This is a genomic window from Enterobacteriaceae bacterium ESL0689, from assembly GCA_029433525.1.
Lineage (GTDB): Bacteria > Pseudomonadota > Gammaproteobacteria > Enterobacterales > Enterobacteriaceae > JAQTIF01.
The window spans coordinates 1,711,410-1,732,333 of record JAQTIF010000001.1 but is presented as its reverse complement, the minus strand read 5'-3'; the positions used below and the strand labels follow the sequence as shown (position 1 = coordinate 1,732,333).

The window sequence follows — 20,924 nt, the reverse complement described above, 5'->3', positions numbered from 1 at the left end:
CCTGTGGTTAATATTACCCATGCGACCACGAGGAACCAGTCGTGATAAGCAAATAATTAGCTTCTTTCTTCTTTTTTATCTGCCTCTGGCTGATAAATCATCCTGATATGGGCAATTCCATCTTCCAGATAGCACTCCCCCACGGACTGAAAGCCCAATCGGCGATAAAAAGGTTGCAGATGCGCCTGAGCAGAAAGGGCAATATTCTTTTGCGGCCAGTGTTGCTGGCAACAGGCCAGTGCCTGTTCCAGTAACGCATACCCCAGCTTCTCACCGCGTGCGGTCGGCGCAACGATAACCCGGCCAATCATCAGCGGCTGATCCGCTTTATCGCTATGCAGAATCCGGGCACAGGCCACCAGCTGCTGATCACGCCAGGCGAGAATATGCCGGTTTTCACCACGTAAATCTTCACCGTCGATATCCTGGTAAAGACAGGATTGCTCGACAATAAACACCGCGCAACGTAACTGTAATAAGGCATACAGTTGCTGAACACTCAACGCCTGATGGTGAAGATCCTGCCATGTGATCATCAACGACTCCTGTATACTCTGTTTTTTTCCTGCCTGAAGGAGGCAAAAACGTGGAACTACTCTTTTTAGGCACATCGGCCGGTGTGCCTACCCGCAGGCGTAATGTCAGCGCACTGCTGCTCAACTTGCCGTCACACACGGTAGCACAAATGTGGCTCTTTGACTGCGGCGAAGGCACCCAGCAACAGTTTCTCCACACCCCTTACCATCCCGGCAAACTCAACAAGATTTTTATCAGCCATTTGCATGGTGATCATCTGTTTGGCCTGCCGGGTTTACTGTGCAGTCGTTCGATGCAGGGCAATTCGCTGCCACTGACCCTGTACGGGCCTACCGGATTGCAGGACTTCGTTGATACCACCCTGCGTCTGAGCGGTTCGTGGACCGATTATCCGCTGACTATTGTCGAAGTGACGCCCGGCCTCCTGTTTGACGAACAGGGATACCGGGTAAGCGCCTGGCCGCTGAATCATCCGTTAACCTGTTATGGCTACCGTATTGAGCAGCATGACACTCCCGGCGCACTGGATGCGGCGCGGCTGAGGGCGGAAGGTATTCCCGCCGGCCCGCTATATCAACGCTTAAAACAGGGGGAGACCCTGCGCCTGGCCGACGGCCGGATCATCAACGGTCAGGACTATCTTGCGCCTGCCACCGCGGGAAAAAAACTGGCGATATTTGGTGACACCGCCCCTTGTGCGACAGCACAGGCGCTGGCGCAGGACGTCGATGTGATGATCCATGAAACCACCCTCGAACATGCGATGGCGGAAAAAGCCAACAGTCGTGGCCACTCCACCACCCGACAAACCGCGATGCTGGCACGAGACGCCGGAGTGGGTACGCTGATCGCCACTCATATCAGTTCACGTTATGACCACCAGGCCTGCCAGCGGCTGCTGGCGGAGTGCCGGGAAATTTTCCCCCCCACCCTGTTAGCTGAGGATTTTATGCGTTATCCACTGTAGTGGATCACAAAACCGGTTTTCCAGACAATACCGTTCAGCCACTGCTATTTCGCTTTCAGCCCTGGGATGAGTGCACAGATTTGACGGAAATGTTGCTCATCCACAAGGGTGCAGTTTGCGTATTTCTTTCCCTGTTGCCAGCGGAGAGATAGCGGCTCACCGTCTGGCTACTCTTCACCCACCCTGCTCAATCATCAACCGATCAAAATTGCATCTCTTGCCCGTTTTTGATATACAAAAAAGCGCTATTTTTTATGCCTTATTCTGCGGATAAAAAATCTTTTAAATCATTTTGTTTTATGCTTCAGCAAGCCAGCTTTCTGATACGGATATGAAACAAAAATAAAAACAATATTTCACAAACAACATCAGCACTACCCGCAATCTGGCGGCCATATAAAAATAAAATGGATATCACAGGGAGCAATATCACAATGGCATTTCGGTATTCACCATTAACCGAAAGGATTATTTTTTCTGTCACCAGTCTGCTGATCAGCGGCACTGTTTTCGCCGCCGCGAATGACGAGCAATTTATCCTGCAACAAAAACGTCAGCAGATACTGGAACAGCAACTCACGCCGTCCACCCCGGACGTTAATCTCGGCACCCCACTCCCCACCAGTGACCGGCTGGTCTTTCCTGAAGAACAGCCCTGCTTTCCCCTCCAGGATGTCATCCTGAGCGGTCAGCAGGATCTGCCGCGCTGGCTGCCGTTACAGCGCCTGGCTGATCAGGCGGCAGGCCACTGCCTCGGAAGCCGGGGCATCAATCTGCTGATGAGCAACCTGCAAAACCGCATTATCGACCACGGCTGGGTCACCACCCGGGTGCTGGCACCGCCGCAGGATTTGAAAAGCGGCCATCTGCAGCTGGTGGTGGTGGCCGGGAAAATTAACCAGGTGACCCTGACGCCAGAAAGCAGCGACTATCTCTGGCTATACAGCAGCTTTCCGGCGCATGCGGGTAATGTGCTGGATCTGCGGGATATTGAGCAGGGGCTGGAGAACCTGCAACGCCTGCCCACCGTGCAGGCGCAAATGGAGATCCTGCCCGCCGCAAACGCGGGCGAGAGTGATATTGTCATCCAGCGTCAGCAGAGCAAATTCTGGCGCCTGGGGCTGGCGCTTGACGACTCCGGCAGTGAAGCCACCGGGCGATATATGGGCACCATGACCCTGTCGCTGGATAATCCGCTGGCCCTCAGTGACCTGCTGTGGTTCTCCATCAGTCACGATCTACAGCCAGGGTCGGAGAAGAGCAACCAGAACCTCAGCGGCCACTGGTCGGTGCCGGTGGGATACTGGTCGTTTGGCATCACCGGCAGCGACTACCACTACCATCAGACCATTGCGGGCAATACCAGCGACTATCGCTACAGTGGCAAAAGCCAGACCCTCACCGGCCAGCTCAGCCGGGTGCTCCATCGCAGCGGCGCGCAGAAAACCACCGCCTCGCTTGAGATCCAGGGGCGCACCACCCGCAACTATATCAATGACACCGAAATCGAGGTCCAGCGCCGCCATACCGCCTCATGGAAAGCGGGTCTGCAACACCGGCACTATCTTGGCCCGGCGACCCTCGATGCCGGGATCAGCTATCAGCGCGGCACCCGCTGGTTTGGTGCCCAGCCTGCGCCGGAAGAGCTTTTTGATGAAGGCACCGCGCTGAGCCGCATTCTGCGCGAAGAGGCACGACTGAGTCTGCCCTTCAGCCTTTACCAGCAGGGACTGCGCTATGACGTCGCCTGGCAGCACCAGAGCAGCAATACCCCGCTGACCACCCTTGATCAGTTCTCGATCGGCGGGCGCTACACGGTGCGCGGGTTTGACGGCGAACGGACACTCAATGCCGATCGTGGCTGGTATGTGCGCAACGATCTGTCATGGCAGACCCCGGTGCCCGGTGCTGAACTCTATCTGGCGGTGGATTATGGCGAGGTGGCGGGCAAAGGCAGTGAATATCTCGTCGGTAACCATCTGGCCGGTGGCGCGCTGGGGCTGCGCGGCAGTGTGTGGAAAATCGGCTATGACGCCTTTGCCGGTATCCCCTTCTCGCGGCCTGACGGTTTCAAAACCAGCCCGGTCACCCTCGGTTTTAGTCTCAATATGGATCTGTGATGATGCGCGACGGTAACTATTTTATCCAGGCTCCCCTGTTGCTGGGGGGTGAAGTGTCACAGGCGGAAATCTTCGGCGCGGCGGTCTGGCTGTGGATGCACTCGGTCAGGCATCGCGATGCGCCGCTGTATGTGCTGCCTGCGGTGCTGCTGCCGATTGTAAAACGCCAGCAATATGTGCTGGTGTCCGAAGGCACCCGCCCGGTGTTCTTCCTGAGCTGGATGTGGCTCAACCCGCAGAGCGAGCAACACTACCTGACTGATTCAGTCCTCTCGATAACAGAAGAGGAGTGGTGCAGCGGCAACCGGATGTGGTTTCGTGACTTTATCGCTCCCTTTGGTCATACCCGGGCGATGAGCCGTCTGCTGCGCAGGGTTATTATGCCGGAAACCTGCGCCCGCTACCTGTGGCACCGGGGCCTGGCTCATGGCGGAAAAATCCGCGCGTTTCGTGGCGATCAGGTCAGCCTGGCCGACTTCCGCGCCTGGCAGGCTGCCACCGCGCCCGACCTGACTAACAATAATCAAAAATAATAAGGATTAAGCTCATGAACAGGCTGTTTTACCGGATTATCTTTAATAAAACCCGTGGCATGCTGATGGTGGTGGCGGATATCGCGCACCCGCGCCGGGGTCTTTCTCCCGCCGGAAAGGGCACCCCGCTGCTTTCTCAGCAGCTCAGCCGGCTCAGCGCCCTCACCTTCAGTCTGTGGCTGGCGCTTGGGGTGGTCAGTCCCGCCGGGGCGGCGATTGTCGCCGATAACCATGCGCCCGCGCAGCAGCAACCCACCGTCATCACCAGTGCTAATGGCCTGCCACAGGTCAATATTCAGACGCCTTCTGCCGCTGGCGTGTCGCATAATACCTATCAGCAGTTCGATGTTGATCACCACGGCGTGATCCTGAACAACTCCCATGCCCCGGTTAACACCCAGCTGGCGGGCATGGTGGCAGGCAACCCGTGGCTGACACACGGCGAAGCCACCATTATCCTCAACGAAGTTAACAGCCGCGATCCCAGCAGGCTTCATGGCTATATCGAAGTGGCCGGGCGGCAGGCGCAGGTGATCATTGCCAACCCCTCCGGCATCACCTGTAACGGTTGTGGTTTCATCAACGCGAACCGCGCCACCCTCACCAGCGGCACGCCGCAGCTGCAGAATGGCGCCCTCACCGGCTACCGGGTCAATGATGGCCGGATTGTGGTGGAAGGGAACGGCATGGACAGCTCACGCACTTCTCATACCGATATTATCGCCCGCGCGGTACAGATCAACGCCGCCATCCATGCGCAGGATTTACAGATAACCGCCGGGCGCAACCAGGTGGACGCCGCCCATCAGCAGGTCAGCGCGCTCGCCGGGGATGGCTCTCCTGCGCCACAGCTGGCGATCGATGTTGCCCAGGTGGGCGGGATGTACGCCGGTAAAATCCGCCTGCTGAGCACCGAAAAAGGGGTCGGGGTCAGCCATGCCGGGCAGAGTGGCAGCGAAGCCGGGCTGGTGACCATCACCGCCGATGGCCGGATTGACAACAGCGGCCATCTCAGCAGCCGCGACGGGCTGCAGCTCAGCGCCAGCGGTGATATCCACAACAGTGGTCAGATCCAGGCCCGGGAGGCCGTCACGCTACACAGTGACGGCACCATCAGCAACAGCGGTAGCCTGTGGGCAGCGAAGGACACCCGCGTGCAGGCGGCAGACGCAGTGACAAACAACGGAGCGCTGCTGGCCGGAGAGCACCTGGCGATCAGTGGCCAGCAGATAACCAGTAACCAGGGCAGTATCCTTGCCGCTGGTGTGCAGAACGATGGCCGGGTCGGCACCCGTGGTAACCTGACACTCAGTGCCGGTGATAATCTCGCGATCCACGGCCTCGCACTCGCCGGGGGCGATATCGACGCCCGCGGACAGGGGCTGGATGCCAGCGGCAGCCAGATCGAGGCGAACAATATTACCCTCGACAGTGGTCAGCAAAACCTGAGCACCGCCGGGGGAAAAGTGACCGCAGCACAGCAGCTCGCGGTCACGACTGCCGGAACCCTTAACAACCATGGCGGGTTGCTGGCGGGCGATAAACTGACCCTCCGTGCCCCGCGACTGGACAACTCCGCCGGGCAGATCATTCAGAGTGGTGGTGATCCGCTGACACTCCACCACCAGCAGGGCATTGATAACCACGGTGGCACCATTGCCACTAACGCCCGCGATATGACGCTGACCACCGACTGGCTGGATAACCGTGAAGGCACCCTGACCCACGCCGGTAACGGCACCCTGACCCTCGCGGCCACCTCTGTCAGCGGCGCCCGGGGACATATCACCTCCGGCGGCGCGCTGACCCTGCGCGGTGAAGATATCGTTCTTGATGATGGCGCACTGAACGCCAGCCAGCTGGATATCGACGCTACTAATCTCTCTAACCGCCACGGCCAGCTGACCCAGAGCGGTCACGGCACGATGACCCTGAATGTGCGCCAGCATACCGACAACAGCGGCGGCACCCTGGCGGCAAATGGCAGTGTGGCACTGCATACCGCCACCCTCGACAATCAGCAGGGGCAGATTCAGGCGGCCGCGGGTGGCAGCCTGACGGTGGATGCGCACCAGACCAGTAACCAGCACGGCCTGCTGGCAGGCGCAGAACATCTCACCCTGCACAGTGATGCGCTGAATAATGATAACGGGCAGATTATCGCTGATCGCGGCAACGTCACCCTGACCAGTAGCCAACCCCTGAGCAGCCAGGAGGGGCTGATCGCCGCCGCCGGTGATCTCCATATCACGGCCCAGGGACTGAATAATCTGCAGGGCCGACTGCTGGCTCAGCAGATGACCCTGGCGCTGCATCAGGGGGCGCTGAATAACCAGAACGGGATTATCGCCGCGCAGCACGCCCTGACGCTGGACAGCGGTGCGCTCAGTAATGATCGTGGATTACTGCAGTCGGGGGGAAATATGCGGCTGGACACTCACGGCCAGCGCCTGAGCAACCGCGACAGCACCAGCGATGGCGGCATCGATGCCCGTGGCATGCTGCAGCTGAGCAGTGGCGTGCTGGATAACACCGGGGGGCACCTGACCGCCGCCGGTGACGCCACTCTCACCAGTGAAGCGCTGGACAACCAGCACGGCCAGATAGTGAGTGCCGCCACGCTGAACCTCAGCACTCAGGGCGAGGTGAATAATGACCAGGGGCTGATCCAGGCCGGTGGCAATATGCAGCTGAACAGCCACGGCCACAGAGTCAGTAACCGCGATACCCGTGACAGCGGCGGTCTGCTGGCGGGCGGTGCGCTGACCCTCTCCGGCGGTGAGCTGGATAACCGCCACGGGTTGCTGCTGGCAGCGCACGGCGACCTGTCGGTGACCAGTGCGGCACTGCACAGTGCGGGAGGCGCGCTGGTCAGCAGTAGCGCACTGCAGCTGACGGCCAGCGGCGAGCTCGATAACAGCGAGGGGCTGATCCAGGCGGCACAGGATATGACGGTCAGCGCGGGCGCGCTGGATAACCATGACGGCAAAATCATCGCCAGCGGTGCCGCACGCCTGACCAGCGACGGGCTGAACAACCAGCGCGGGCGGATACAGTCAGCCGGTGATCTGATCCTCAACACCCGGAGTCAGGCGCTCGATAACCACGATACCCGCACCAGCGGTGGCCTGATAAGCCTCGGCAGCATGACCCTCAGCAGTGGTGCGCTGGACAACAGCAATGGCCAGACTCTCGCTGCCGGTAACAGTCAGATCGACGCGCAGTCGCTGGATAACCGCAGCGGGATACTCTCCAGCGAAGGGCAACTGACGCTGACCCTCGCCGATACGCTTGATAATCAGCACGGCAGCGTCAGCAGTGGTCATACCCTGGCGCTGACCGCAGCGGCGCTCGATAACCGTCAGGGGGTGATGGCGGGCGATGGTGCCGCCGTGCTGAACGTCACCCGCACCGATAACCGCGCGGGGCAGCTTGCCGCCCGTGGCCCGCTCTCCCTTTACGGCCAGAGCGTGGACAACAGCAACGGTGGTCTGCTGCAGAGCGGCGGTGACCTGCTGATGCTGCTCGACACCCTGCGTAACCAGGACAGCGGCGATCACGGGGGGATCACCAGCCAGGGGAAAATGACCCTCGCGCTCACCCAACTGAACAATGACCGTGGCCTGCTGCTCAGCCAGCATCAGGCGACGCTGACGACGAATGATTTCAGCAATGTCAGCGGCACCCTGGTGTCCCGGGAGGGTCTGCAGCTCACCAGCCACCGCGACAGCGATAACCACGGCGGGCTGATCCAGGGCAGCGGCGTGGTGATTGACACCGATGGTCAGTCACTGAACAATCAGGGCGGCACCATCAACAGCCTCGCCGCCCTGCAGCTGAGCGGCGGCGCACTGAACAATCAGCAGGGCACCCTGGGGGCAAAAGGCGATGTCACCCTTACCGTCAGTGCGCTGGACAACCGCGATGGTGGCCGGGTGGTGAGTGAACAGCGCACCACCCTGACCACCGGCCAGCTCTCTAACCAGCACGGACAAATCCAGAGTGTCGGCGATCTGCGCATTGATGCCCTGCAGGGGATCATTGATAACACCCTCGGCCTGCTGCGCAGCGGCGCAAGGGTGATCCTCAGTGCCGCCTCCCTGTACAATAGCGACACCCGCCAGGCGGACAAGGGGATTGAGGGGCAGCAGCTGGTGATCAACAGCGGTGCGCTGGATAACCATAACGGCTCGCTGCTGGCGGCAGAAGACCTCAGCCTGACCAGCGAAGGCACCCTCGATAACCGCGATGGCGCCCTCAGCGCCGGTCATGCCCTGCAGCTGCAGGGAACGGCGCTGGATCTGCGCAACAGCGGCGGCACCGTGGGAGCGGGCCAGCAGCTGACCCTCAGCGCTGACCGGATCAGTGGCGACGGCCGCTTACTCTCAGTCGGCAGCCTTACCCTGAACAGCCGCCAGCGGCTCGACAACCAGGGGGAGATCATCGCGGGCGACGCACTGAGCCTCACCAGCCAGGCACAGATCACCAACAGCGGTAAACTGCTGGCGGGCGGCCTGCTGACCCTCAGCGCAGACAGCCTCAGCAATCAGGCCAGCGGCGAGATCAGCGGTGATAACACCCGCCTGACGGTCAGCGACACCCTGAACAATCAGGGCATCATTGACGGCCACAACACCCGTTTACAGGCCTCCACCCTGACCAACAGTGGCAGCGGGCGGATTTACGGCGACAACCTGGCGACGTTCACCACCACCCTTAACAATCTGGCAGAAAACGGCACCGCCGCCACCCTCGCTGCCCGTGAGCGGCTGGATATCGCCACCACCACGCTCAGTAACCGTGATCACGCGCTGATTTACAGCGGCGGCGCACTGGCACTGGGCGGCAGCCTCGATAACTACGATCACGCCAGCGGTCAGGCCAGCGTGCTGAATAACCACAGCGCCACCATCGAGTCTGCCGGAGAGATGGCGCTCGGCGTCAATACCCTCAACAACATCAACGACCATTTCAGCACCGAAATCGTCACCGTCTCTCAGGAGACGCATCACGAATACCGCCACCGGGGCTCCTCCATCCGCTGGGATGCCGACACGGACGGCGTGTATGTTGACCATAACTCCTCTGACGGGCTGCTCAACCTCAACACCCCGGATAAACATGGCTCCGGCCATGATAACTTCTACGAATATCAGTACACCCGCACCATCGAAGAGGAGCAGATTAAAGAGAGCGATCCCGGCAAAATCCTCGCCGGTGGCCGTCTCGCCATTCAGGCCATGCAGGTGCTGAATGACAAGAGCCAGATTGTCGCCGGCAGTGCGCTCGATATCGTGGCCACCACCATCGACAATATCATGCCCGAAGGCCAGCGCCGGATCACCGACAGCGGCACCGTCACCCACTTCTGGCGTAAGCAGCAAAAAGGCCATGATCAGCAGAAGCGCGATCGCGAGCGTTATCAGCCACCGGTGGTCATCGACAGCATCACCCTCCACCCCGGACGGCTGGAGGGCAACAGCACCGCCACTGGCAGCGGCCTGCAGCTCACGGCATTAACCCAGACTGACGCGCCTTCCGTCAGTGCGCTCACTGGCGCAGTCAGTGCCGGGCTGACGGTCGCTGACCCGGCCACCCTCGCCCGTCCGATAGCGGATATCCCGCGGCCTGAGCTCAGCACGGCCACCGCTGCCGCTGAGAGGCCGCCAGAGCAGCCGGTGGTGCTACTCCCCGGCCAGACCTTCGAGGTGGCGCTCAGCAGTGGCGGCGTCAGCAGTGACACGGTGACGGTGATTAAGGTCAGCGGTGCCAGCACGCAGCTGCCGGACAACAGCCTGTTTGTCACGCATCCGGATGTCCAGGCGCCGTACCTGGTAGAGACCGACCCGCGCTTTACCGACCGTAAAAAATGGCTCGGCACCGATTATATGCAGAACGCCTTTGCCCAGGACCCGGCAAACATCCATAAACGCCTCGGCGACGGCTTTTATGAACAGCGGCTGGTGCGCGAGCAGGTTATCGCCCTTACCGGCGGGCGCTATCTCGGCGACTACCGCAGTGATGAGGCCCAGTTTAAGGGGCTGATGGATGCCGGTATCGCCTTTGGCCAGCAGTATGACCTGATACCTGGCGTGGCGCTCAGCCCGGCCCAGATGCGGCTGCTGACCCACGATATCCTCTGGCTGGTCGACACCCCGGTGCAGCTCCCCGACGGCAGCTGGCAGACCGTTCAGGTGCCCCAGGTCTATGCCCGGGTGAACCCCGATGCCCCTGACGGTGCCGGGGCACTGCTGGCAGGCCGCGAGGTGACCCTCAATCTCTCCGGCGACCTGCTTAACCACGGCACGATTTCCGGCCAGCAGGTGCGCCTGACGGCCGATAACCTGATAAATCAGGCGGGCACGGTGCACGGCGCGGATGTCAGCCTGCAGGCGCGCACCGATATCATCAGCACCGGTGGCCTGCTCAGCGCCACCCACAGCCTGCTGGCGGCGGCCGGACGTGACATCACCCTCACCTCGCCCACCGTCAGCGCCTCGCGCCAGGACGGCAGCAACAGTTACGACCGTACCACCATTCAGCGCACCAGCGGCATCCAGGTTACCGGTGATGGCGGATGGCTGCAGCTCGCCGCCGGGCGCGATATCACCCTGACCGCCGCTGAGGTGAACAACCAGGCCAGCAACAGCCAGAGCTGGCTGACTGCCGGTCATGACCTTATCCTCAACACCGTCACCACCTCTGCCCGTGACCATCTGGTATGGGACAAGGATAACTGGCTGAGCAGTACCGACACGCAGCAGAACGGCAGTACCATCAGTGGCGGCGGACGTCTCACCCTGCAGGCCGGACATGACATCAGTGCCACGGCGGCCACGGTCAGTGCCGGACAAAACCTCGGTATTGCGGCGGGCAATGATATCCGCCTTGAGGCCGGTATTAATACCACCGACTATGAAGAGCATCAGCGCCACAGCGGCAGCAACGGCGCTTTCTCGTCCACCACCACCACTACCGTCGACCTTCTGCATCAGCAGCAGGCTCAGGGCACCCTGCTCTCCGGCGACACCGTTACCGTCCAGGCCGGACATGACCTGACCTTTACCGGCAGTGACGCGGTCGCTGAACATCAGCTGTACCTCAGCGCCGGGCATGACCTGACGCTGACCACGACTGCGGAGCACGGCAGTGAATTTCACCAGACCGAAGAGAAGCACTCCGGCCTCTCCGGCAGTGGCGGCATCGGCCTGACCTACGGCAGCCAGAGCCAGAAAGTCACCGACAGCGCCCAGACCCTCACTCAGCACGGCAGCACCGCCGGAGCCACTCAGGGCGATGTTATTCTCCATGCCGGGGATGTGCTGACAGTTAACGGCTCAGAGCTGATTGCCGGGCACGATATGGTGCTCAGCGGGCAGAGTGTCGCCCTCACTGCCGCCACCGAACACAGCCAGCAGACCCACAGCGTTGAACAGCGCACCTCCGGCCTGACCCTCGCCCTCTCCGGCAGCGCGGGCACTGCCCTCAGTAACACTGTGCAGTCGGTCAATCAGGCAAAGGGGCGGGATAATGACCGTCTCCAGGCGCTGTATGCCGTCAAAGGCGGCCTCTCTGCCATTCAGGCCAGTCAGGCGGTGCGCCTTGATGAAGCTCAGGGGGCGGCAGCCGAAAACGACAATACTATCGGCATCAGCCTCTCTTATGGCAGCCAGTCATCCAAATCAACCCAGCAGCAGACGCAGTATTCGGCCGCCACCAGCAGCCTCACGGCCGGGCATGACCTGACAGTGATTGCCAGTGGTCAGGACGGAAAAGGCAATATTCTGGCTGAAGGCAGCCAGCTGCAGGCCGCCCACGATATCACCCTCGACGCACAGCACGACATCACCCTGCTGTCAGCACAGAACGCCTCCTCGCTCACCGGCAGTAACCACAGCAGCGGCGGCAACCTCGGGATTGGTATCGGTGTCGGCTCCGGCGGCTGGGGTATCCACATCTCCGCCGGGGTCAACGCGGGCAAAGGCAGTGAGCGCGGCAACGGCACCACCCATGATGAGACCATTATCGGTGCTGGTCATCAGCTCTCGCTGCACAGCGGTAACGACACCACCCTGCAGGGGGCGCAGCTCAGCGGTGACCGCCTGCTGGCGGATATCGGCCATAACCTGACCATCTCCAGCGAACAGGACAGCGACCACTATCACAGCCAGCAGCAGAACATCAGCGCCAGCGGCTCCTTCACCTGGGGCTCAATGTCCGGTTCCGGCAGCATCAGTGCCAGCAGGGATAAGATGAACAGTGATTTTCTGTCGGTGAATGAACAGAGTGGCCTGTTTGCCGGAAACGGTGGTTATGACATTACTGTCGGCAGCCACAGCCAGCTCAATGGTGCGGTGATTGCTTCCACCACAGACAAAAACCGTCTCGACACCGGCACCCTCGGCTGGGGCAGCCTGCACAACAGCGCAGAGTATGATGTCGAGCACAGCAGTGCCGGAATGAGCTCCGGCGGCAGCATTGGCAGTCAGTTTTCTGGCAACATGGCCAGCAGCCTGCTGAACGGCCTCAGTGACCACGGCAAGGCGGACGGCACCACCCAGTCTGCGGTCAGTAACGGAACACTGATTATCCGGGATAAAGACCACCAGCAGCAGGATATTGCCGGCCTCTCCCACGACACGGAGAAAGCCAACGGCAGCATTCGTCCTATCTTTGATAAAGAGAAAGAACAGGATAAAATCGAACAGGCGCAGGTTATCGGCGATATCGGGAATCAGCTGGCTGATATCGGCCGCACGGAAGGCAATATCCGCGCCACTCAGGCCGGTAAGCTGGAGCTGGCGGGAAAAGGCATTTATGAGCCGGAACCGGGAGCCAGTGCTGAAGACCGGGAGAGGTACAACACCCTGCTTGCGAACACAGAAGGCTATAAAGCCGAACAGCAGAAATGGGGCACCGGCGGCAGTTATCAGCAGGCCATCCAGGCCACTACCGCAGCCCTGCAGGGGCTGAATGGCGGTAGCGTGACCGCAGCGATTGCCGGGGCAGCTGCGCCCTACATTGCTGAAATCATCGGCCACCATGCCGGGATTGATAACAATGACGAGGCAAAAGTCGCCGCCCATGCGGTGGCGAATGCGGTACTGGCCTCGCTCCAGGGACAGAGTGCGCTGGCCGGGGCTGCGGGTGCCGCAACCGGCGAACTCGCCGGTATACTGGCGATGCAGATGTACGACAAACCAGTCAGTGAACTGAGCGAAACCGACAAACAGACCATCAGCGCGATGGCGACTCTGGCGGCAGGGATTGCGGGCGGGATAGCCGGAGACAGCACCGCTGCCGCAGTAGTCGGGGCGCAGGCCGGGAAGACGACGGTTGAGAATAATGCGCTGGGAGCAATGGCCGGTGGAGGCTTAGGCTTGTTGCTGGGGAACACACCGGACTGTGATGAAACCTGTAAGGCTAAACTTGCCGGGGATGTTGCTAAGGGAAATCTGGTTGTGTCCGTAGATATTGCAGGAACCACAGGCCTCGCAACCCTGCCATCCGGTGCCATTGTTACTGCCGTTATTGGTGGCGGTGCCAATTCTCTGATTCAGTATGTTGCCAATGGTGAAATAAATTATACCGATGTAGTCATAGCAAGCTGGGTAGGAGCGGCTACCAGTGAGACTGGCTTTATAGGAACAATAGGCTGGAATGCAGCAGGAGGGGCTACTTCAAGCTACATTAAAGGGGATGATCCTTTATGGGGAGCATTAATAAGTGGTGGCTCTGCTGGCATTGGATATGGATTGGGACAGGCTGTAAAAACTCCTCTTAATAATGTACTTAATCCGAACTGGAAAAACTGGGAGTGGGTGGATATAGGTTTAGGAATAAGTAAACCAATGCCTTTAGACCCTCGCCCTGCAGTAATAGGAAATATTATCGCCTCTGGGGTAACGGAGAGCATTGGCCAGGAGGGGCCTAAACTTATTGATTCACAAAAAAATGAGGTGAAATAATGAATAACCTCATTAGATTAATGATTACCATATTAATAGTTATTTTTGTTGTTACTATCGGGGTTTTTATTAGCCGTATTCTAATTTATTCTCTTGAGTTCAGAAGTTTCAATATACCTTTTATTGAAATTATGAAGATTAGTATTAAAGTAGGATTAGCAGGAGGCAGTGTTGGTGGGATCGGGATCTATTTGATCCCCTATTTTTCCAGAAAAAGATACAAATGATAAACATGGCATAATGGTGTAATTTTTGACTGGGAAAGCCAGTACCGCTCCCATACTGGCTTCCCTACAGGAACAGAATGCACTAGCCGGTACGTCTGGTGCAGCGACGGGAGAACTCACCGGTATACTGGTGATAATTCAAGAACAGATTAAAACTCACAAGGAGAAGGAATGATGAATTATCAATCACTTCTTCTGCGTTTTTTAATAAGTTTATTGATATGGTTCTTTACCATATTCTTTATGGCGATAGTGATGTTTTTTATTGCGAGGGTTTTTGCTTTTTATTTAATTGGAGGTGATTTCCTGTTTTCTTATATGGATATTGTAAAGTCTTTTAAAATAGGTGTCTGTTGTTCTCTGTTATGTAACACAGGAATATGGGTTTTATTCTGGTGTAATAAAAGAAATTAAAGATTTTAAATCCCGCACTCAAGTGCGGGAAAATTTTAATGATCCCGTGCAGCTATAAGTTCCCTGGCGGGTGGCGTATTTGGAAAATATGCACCAGGCATTATACATTCAGCAACGGGTAAAGTTTTGCCTGGATTTATTATTGATTATACAGGTTCTTTTGGTAGTGCAGTTCTTGGTGGACAGATTAAAGATGGGATCAATGATAAACAACTCCCCTACAATAACTCGCAACAAAAGGATAAAAAATGATTTCCTATATTAAATTGTTAATATATTCATGCATTTTTTGTGCCTTGCTTGGATTTATTCTTCTAGGTATTGGGTCTTTGTTTATCTTTTTCACAAAAGATTATTTGTTTTTCCCACTTTATCATGTGAAAAGGATGTTGGTATTTAGCTGTATATCAGGCACGGCTATCACATTAGCCACAATAGTATTTAATTTAATAGATAAGTTCAGGACTAAAAAATCACCGCCACCTAATTCTAAATAAGTCTCTCTCCCGGTTCAGCTCGAACCGGGAGTTCTTTGGATTGTAACCATCCGGCAAACTCATATTTTCTTAATTATTTCATCAGGTAATATCATCCCCAATACTTCATCTCCTGACGAAGGTTTTCCATAATCCTGGCGATCTGTCAATGTGAGTTTACCGGATGGTTACAATAAATCCACGATCTTTTCTGTTTTTGCGTACCCGCTCGTAATTCTGCAATTATTTTCCCCTGCCACATCAGTTCTGGCCTAATATTCATTCTGAAACATGTTTCATATCTGTGTCAGCTATTTATGTATCCATTCATTATCTAAAGGAAAAAATCTATTTATATGAAAGTTAACCCTTCATTGAATATAATATTCACTGAAAAAAAACGTGACATAAATACGCCAGCAATGAAACTTAACATAACCATCGACATCAACAAACCGGTTTGCATCCTGATCGCTTTAATAAGCAGCTTAGCTGGTTATGTGCTCATAACAATTTGAATAAATTGATGAATATACACTTTTCCCGGAAAGTTCACTTTCCGGGAGTTTCCGCTTCTGACAGATGATTTTCAGTAATATCAGTAGCCACGCTTTATTTTCGGAATATCTCCGGTATCATTCAGCGCGCCGGGAAAGTTTTTCAGCCACTGCTTCACTTTTTCCTGATTAATACTGACCACACTCAGCCCTTCTGCGCAGCCCCATAATTCCCGGCTGTTCTGGGTGGTGATAACAATACAGTCCGGCATCACCCTGATTTTTACCGGCATATTGGGAATAAATCCCGCCCGTGAAAACCACTCACCCGACAGTGGTAAATAATTGACCCGCATCCGGTCATAAAACTCCATCCGTGCCAGCGGGGAGGATAATTCTGATTCAGGACAGTTTTGCAATGTTTCTGTTTCAATTTTGCGTGCCTGCCCGCGCTTTTGCGGTTTACTGCTTTCTGTCGCAAATTTCGTTTTGGCAACAGCGGATTCTGGCTTAACATCTCTCTTAGCCATATTCAACTCCTGGTTAGTTGTTTGTGGTCAGCGGTGTGAAGGTGGTGGTACACCTTCACACCGCGCTAATTTAACAGAACAGTTTTCTTTATAACTCATGCTCCGGTTAACGGGTTGCTCTGTGCGCTATTATACCGCACTGAATAAAAACACAGGGCTGTTTTTATCGTGGAAGTTTATTAATGCGATACAGCTCCGGAAATTAATACAACACCATGTAACGTTATCGTGTTAATTCTCATGTTGAATACTTTATCAATACAGCGGAAGTTTATAACAACGGACAGCTACGATAACCACGATGGCACCATCAGCGCCGGGCATGACCTGACGCTGACCACGACTGCGGAGCACGGCAGTGAATTTCACCAGACCGAAGAGAAGCACTCCGGCCTCTCCGGCAGTGGCGGCATCGGCCTGACCTACGGCAGCCAGAGCCAGAAAGTCACCGACAGCGCCCAGACCCTTACCCAGCACGGCAGCACCGCCGGAGCCACTCAGGGCGATGTTATTCTCCATGCCGGGAATGTGCTGACGGTGAACGGCTCAGAGCTGATTGCCGGTCACGATATGGTGCTCAGCGGGCAGAGTGTCGCCCTCACTGCGGCCACCGAACACAGCCAGCAGACCCACAGCGTCGAGCAGCGCACCTCCGGCCTGACCCTCGCCCTCTCCGGCAGCGCGGGCACTGCCCTCAGTAACACTGTGCAGTCGGTCAATCAGGCAAAGGGGCGGGATAATGACCGTCTCCAGGCGCTGTATGCCGTCAAAGGCGGGCTCTCTGCCATTCAGGCCAGTCAGGCGGTGCGCCTTGATGAAGCTCAGGGCGCTGCGCCCGAAAACGATAACACTGTCGGCATCAGCCTCTCTTATGGCAGCCAGTCATCCAAATCAACCCAGCAGCAGACGCAGTATTCGGCGGCCACCAGCAGCCTCACGGCCGGGCATGACCTGACAGTGATTGCCAGTGGAAAGGACGGAAAAGGCAATATTCTGGCCGAAGGCAGCCAGCTGCAGGCCACCCACGATATCACCCTCGACGCACAGCACGACATCACCCTGCTGTCAGCACAGAACGCCTCCTCGCTCACCGGCAGTAACCACAGCAGCGGCGGCAACCTCGGGATTGGTATCGGTGTCGGCTCCGGCGGCTGGGGTATCCACATCTCCGCCGGGGTCAACGCGGGCAAAGGCAGTGAGCGCGGCAACGGCACCACCCATGATGAGACCATTATCGGAGCCGGTCATCAGCTCTCGCTGCACAGCGGCAACGACACCACCCTGCAGGGGGCGCAGCTCAGCGGTGACCGCCTGCTGGCGGATATCGGCCATAACCTGACCATCTCCAGTGAGCAGGACAGCGACCACTATCACAGCCAGCAGCAGAACATCAGCGCCAGCGGCTCCTTCACCTGGGGCTCAATGTCCGGCTCCGGCAGCATCAGTGCCAGCAGGGATAAGATGAACAGTGATTTTCTGTCGGTGAATGAACAGAGTGGCCTGTTTGCCGGAAACGGTGGTTATGACATTACTGTCGGCAGCCACAGCCAGCTCAATGGTGCGGTGATAGCCTCCACGGCCTCCGCTGATAAAAACCGCCTCGACACCGGCACTCTCGGCTGGGGCAGCCTGCACAACAGCGCAGAGTATGATGTCGAGCACAGCAGTGCCGGAATGAGCTCCGGCGGCAGCATTGGCAGTCAGTTTACTGGCAACATGGCCAGCAGCCTGCTGAACGGCCTCAGTGACCACGGCAAGGCGGACGGCACCACCCAGTCTGCGGTCAGTAACGGAACACTGATTATCCGGGACAAAGAGAACCAGCGGCAGGACATTGCCACTATCTCCCACGACACGGAGAAAGCCAACGGCAGCATTCGTCCTATCTTTGATAAAGAGAAAGAACAGGATAAAATCGAACAGGCGCAGGTTATCGGCGATATCGGTAATCAGCTGGCGGATATTGGTCGCACGGAAGGTAATATCCGCGCCACTCAGGCCGGTAAGCTTGAGCTGGCGGGAAAAGGCATTCATGAGCCGGAACCGGGGGCCAGTGCTGAAGACCGGGAGAGGTACAACACCCTGCTTGCGAACACAGAAGGCTATAAAGCCGAACAGCAGAAATGGGGCACCGGCGGCAGTTATCAGCAGGCCATCCAGGCCACCACAGCAGCCCTGCAGGGGCTGAATGGCGGTAGCGTGACCGCAGCGATTGCCGGAGCGGCCGCGCCCTACATTGCTGAAATCATCGGCCACCATTCCGGGATTGATAACAATGACGAGGCAAAAGTCGCCGCCCATGCGGTGGCGAATGCGGTACTGGCCTCGCTGCAGGGACAGAGTGCGCTGGCCGGGGCTGCGGGTGCCGCAACCGGCGAACTCGCCGGTATACTGGCGATGCAGATGTACGACAAACCAGTCAGTGAACTGAGCGAAACTGATAAGCAGACCATCAGTGCGATGGCGACTCTGGCGGCAGGTATTGCAGGCGGGATAGCTGGGGACAGCACTGCTGCCGCAGTAGCCGGGGCGCAGGCCGGGAAGACCACGGTTGAGAATAATAATCTGGGTCTGATTGCCAGAGGGTGTGCCATAGCAGCCCCCTGCCGGACAAAAGTTGCAGAGCAACTTTTAGAGATCGGTGCTAAAGCCGGAATAGCAGGACTTGCTGGTGTTGCGGTTAAAGACATTGCTGACAAAATGACCTCAGAGGAACTGGATCATCTGATTACTCTGGAAATGGTAGGTAATGATGAGATTACCCGGAACTACCTGAATTCACTACAGGATAAGTATGCACCTTCGCATACAGGAAACAATGATATTCAGATTAATACCGGGCCTAATCATACGGGAGGCAACCAGACTGCAACGGGCAATGCGCCTAATCATACGGGGAACACCGACAATTTAACTGATACCGGACCGAATCATACTGGTAGTAATAATCCATTGCCTGTCTCTCAATCCCCTAATCACACCGGGAATACAGATGACACTCCGGCATTACCAACACATATGGATAGCGCAGGATATGACTCCAGATTACCAATACCAGAGGTCACTACGGCCAGTAATGGACTAAAGGTAGAATCGAATTCTAAACATACCCCTGGCGCACAAGGTTTCAGACCTAATGCAGGTATTGAGCCAAGAAATTCCTTGGATCTTTTTGGAAATTCAGTATCAATTGATGGTAACAAAGCACGTTATAGTATGGGAAATGACGGTTCTATCCATCGATTCTTCCCCGATAATACAGGGGTATATCATTGGTCAGGTAGCACAGGAGATTTAAGAAATCCTATGCAATTAGATAATAAAACTAAAGCTCAACTACACAAGCAAGAAGGATGGAAAATAAAATGATAATAGGTAATCCTTATCAAATTGCCATACAAATTGAACAGATTGATACTTTGTGTTCACCTAGTGGATTATTTAACTTCATTATTAATGATGTGCTTATCCCCGGAAAAGGAGTGACTATAGATCTTTACATTGTAATATCTTCGTTAAAAGAAAGTTTAGAGGAGGGTCTAAAAAAGACAACCCAAGATATTGGTAATATTTCCATAGAAAATATGGATTTTTCAGAAGGGGAGCCTCAAAATTTAATACCATTGAATGTTGCTGAGTTATATGATTATGGTTGTAATTTTTGGTTGGGTTTTGATTATAATGAAGAACGTTTGATTTATACTTTAGACTTTGAAAATAGCTTCATAGAAAATCGCTTCCCTAAAGGCACAATAGAGAAATTAATTAAAACATTACCTCCAGCAGATATGTTAATTATGAATAAAATTAATAATATTATAATTACAGAGGTAAGTTAATTTATCTTCGGAAGATCAGTGCCGGGCTGATGGGCACTGTAAACATTAATGTAGTGAGTGACGGCATATCCAGTACGATTAAAGGAGATGACCCACTGAAAGGGGGCTTACTTAGCGGCGCTGCGGCTGGTTTTGGTTATGGAGCAGGCAAACTGGTACAGTACCCGCTTGATCTACACTATAACCCAATGAAGCCCTGGAAAGACTGGCTCTGGACTGATATAGGGATGGGGATATCTAAGCCTTTGCCGATTGATTCATTACCTGGAGTTGTTGGCAATATGTTCGGCTCTGGTACAACTGAACTTACAAACGATCAGGCTGGGAAATGGACATCAGAACATAAGGAAATAAAGAAATGAAAAACAGGTTCTATTTTTTGATAGTGTTTTTATATCTTAATATAGCTCTTATGATCATTTTTCCATTATGGTTCATGCTTGTTCAGATTATAACCGAATTCTTTTGTTCATTATATTATGATGGTCAATTTAACCTTTCGAACATTCATTTTATGAAAGCAATAAAAACAGGTCTTTTTTGTGGAGTCCTTTCAGGATCTGGTTATTTTTGGTTATATTATAAACATCAAAGGAAGAAAATATGATCACTCTATAATATAATATTCTGCTTTATAATCCTACATTAAGTAAAGTCCCGATTCAGCCCGAATCGGGGATTCTTTGTCATGATTACATACAGCATAGTAATAAGGCATGAGATCAAAAAATTTACTATTCATCCTTTTTTATTTACTAATATCCTGTATTCAAATATTATGATTGTAATTGTATTTATAGCCACCGGATTGTTTTT

The 20,924-nt window shown here is 55.4% G+C and carries 9 protein-coding genes; 7 read left to right on the top strand and 2 right to left on the bottom strand.

The features are described 5' to 3' along the window. Nucleotides 1-56 precede the first annotated feature (56 nt). Nucleotides 57-536: a GNAT family N-acetyltransferase gene (locus PT300_08340; GenBank protein ID MDF7680599.1), complete on the bottom strand. Its 480-nt coding sequence runs from the start codon at nucleotides 534-536 to the stop codon at nucleotides 57-59. Nucleotides 537-586: 50 nt separating this feature from the next. Here PT300_08340 and rnz point away from each other — a divergent pair, with 50 nt between their 5' ends. The 4 genes from rnz (at nucleotide 587) to PT300_08320 (ending at nucleotide 14,125) form a co-directional block, all read left to right on the top strand. Beyond that, nucleotides 587-1,504 (top strand): ribonuclease Z, encoded by a 918-nt coding sequence (gene rnz, locus PT300_08335; protein ID MDF7680598.1) that lies wholly within the window; start codon nucleotides 587-589, stop codon nucleotides 1,502-1,504. Nucleotides 1,505-1,938: 434 nt separating this feature from the next. After that, nucleotides 1,939-3,624, top strand: coding sequence for a ShlB/FhaC/HecB family hemolysin secretion/activation protein (locus tag PT300_08330; GenBank protein ID MDF7680597.1), 1,686 nt, complete (start codon nucleotides 1,939-1,941; stop codon nucleotides 3,622-3,624). Further along, nucleotides 3,624-4,157, top strand: a complete 534-nt coding sequence (locus PT300_08325; GenBank protein MDF7680596.1) for a toxin-activating lysine-acyltransferase — start codon at nucleotides 3,624-3,626, stop codon at nucleotides 4,155-4,157. Before PT300_08330 ends, PT300_08325 begins: the two co-directional genes overlap by 1 nt. 14 nt (nucleotides 4,158-4,171) lie before the next feature. Beyond that, nucleotides 4,172-14,125: a hemagglutinin repeat-containing protein gene (locus PT300_08320; GenBank protein ID MDF7680595.1), complete on the top strand. Its 9,954-nt coding sequence runs from the start codon at nucleotides 4,172-4,174 to the stop codon at nucleotides 14,123-14,125. A 1,715-nt stretch (nucleotides 14,126-15,840) separates the two neighbouring features. Here PT300_08320 and PT300_08315 read toward each other — a convergent pair. Then, nucleotides 15,841-16,269: a SymE family type I addiction module toxin gene (locus PT300_08315; GenBank protein ID MDF7680594.1), complete on the bottom strand. Its 429-nt coding sequence runs from the start codon at nucleotides 16,267-16,269 to the stop codon at nucleotides 15,841-15,843. Nucleotides 16,270-16,509: 240 nt separating this feature from the next. Here PT300_08315 and PT300_08310 point away from each other — a divergent pair, with 240 nt between their 5' ends. From PT300_08310 to PT300_08300, 3 genes are read left to right on the top strand one after another with little or no spacing between them, the layout of a single operon-like run. Next, nucleotides 16,510-19,638, top strand: coding sequence for a hemagglutinin repeat-containing protein (locus PT300_08310; protein ID MDF7680593.1), 3,129 nt, complete (start codon nucleotides 16,510-16,512; stop codon nucleotides 19,636-19,638). Next, nucleotides 19,623-20,108: an Imm42 family immunity protein gene (locus PT300_08305; GenBank protein MDF7680592.1), complete on the top strand. Its 486-nt coding sequence runs from the start codon at nucleotides 19,623-19,625 to the stop codon at nucleotides 20,106-20,108. Before PT300_08310 ends, PT300_08305 begins: the two co-directional genes overlap by 16 nt. A 29-nt stretch (nucleotides 20,109-20,137) precedes the next feature. Then, entirely contained in the window at nucleotides 20,138-20,470 is a 333-nt protein-coding gene (locus tag PT300_08300) for a hypothetical protein (GenBank protein MDF7680591.1), read from the top strand. The last annotated feature ends 454 nt before the right edge of the window (nucleotides 20,471-20,924 follow it).

Bases quoted from the DNA above. Each gene is read 5' to 3' on its own strand.
- PT300_08340 (MDF7680599.1), bottom strand. From the start codon at position 536: ATGATCACATGGCAGGATCTTCACCATCAGGCGTTGAGTGTTCAGCAA.
- PT300_08300 (MDF7680591.1), top strand. From the start codon at position 20,138: ATGGGCACTGTAAACATTAATGTAGTGAGTGACGGCATATCCAGTACG.
- PT300_08330 (MDF7680597.1), top strand. From the start codon at position 1,939: ATGGCATTTCGGTATTCACCATTAACCGAAAGGATTATTTTTTCTGTC.
- PT300_08315 (MDF7680594.1), bottom strand. From the start codon at position 16,269: ATGGCTAAGAGAGATGTTAAGCCAGAATCCGCTGTTGCCAAAACGAAA.
- PT300_08305 (MDF7680592.1), top strand. From the start codon at position 19,623: ATGGAAAATAAAATGATAATAGGTAATCCTTATCAAATTGCCATACAA.
- PT300_08310 (MDF7680593.1), top strand. From the start codon at position 16,510: ATGTTGAATACTTTATCAATACAGCGGAAGTTTATAACAACGGACAGC.
- PT300_08320 (MDF7680595.1), top strand. From the start codon at position 4,172: ATGAACAGGCTGTTTTACCGGATTATCTTTAATAAAACCCGTGGCATG.
- PT300_08325 (MDF7680596.1), top strand. From the start codon at position 3,624: ATGATGCGCGACGGTAACTATTTTATCCAGGCTCCCCTGTTGCTGGGG.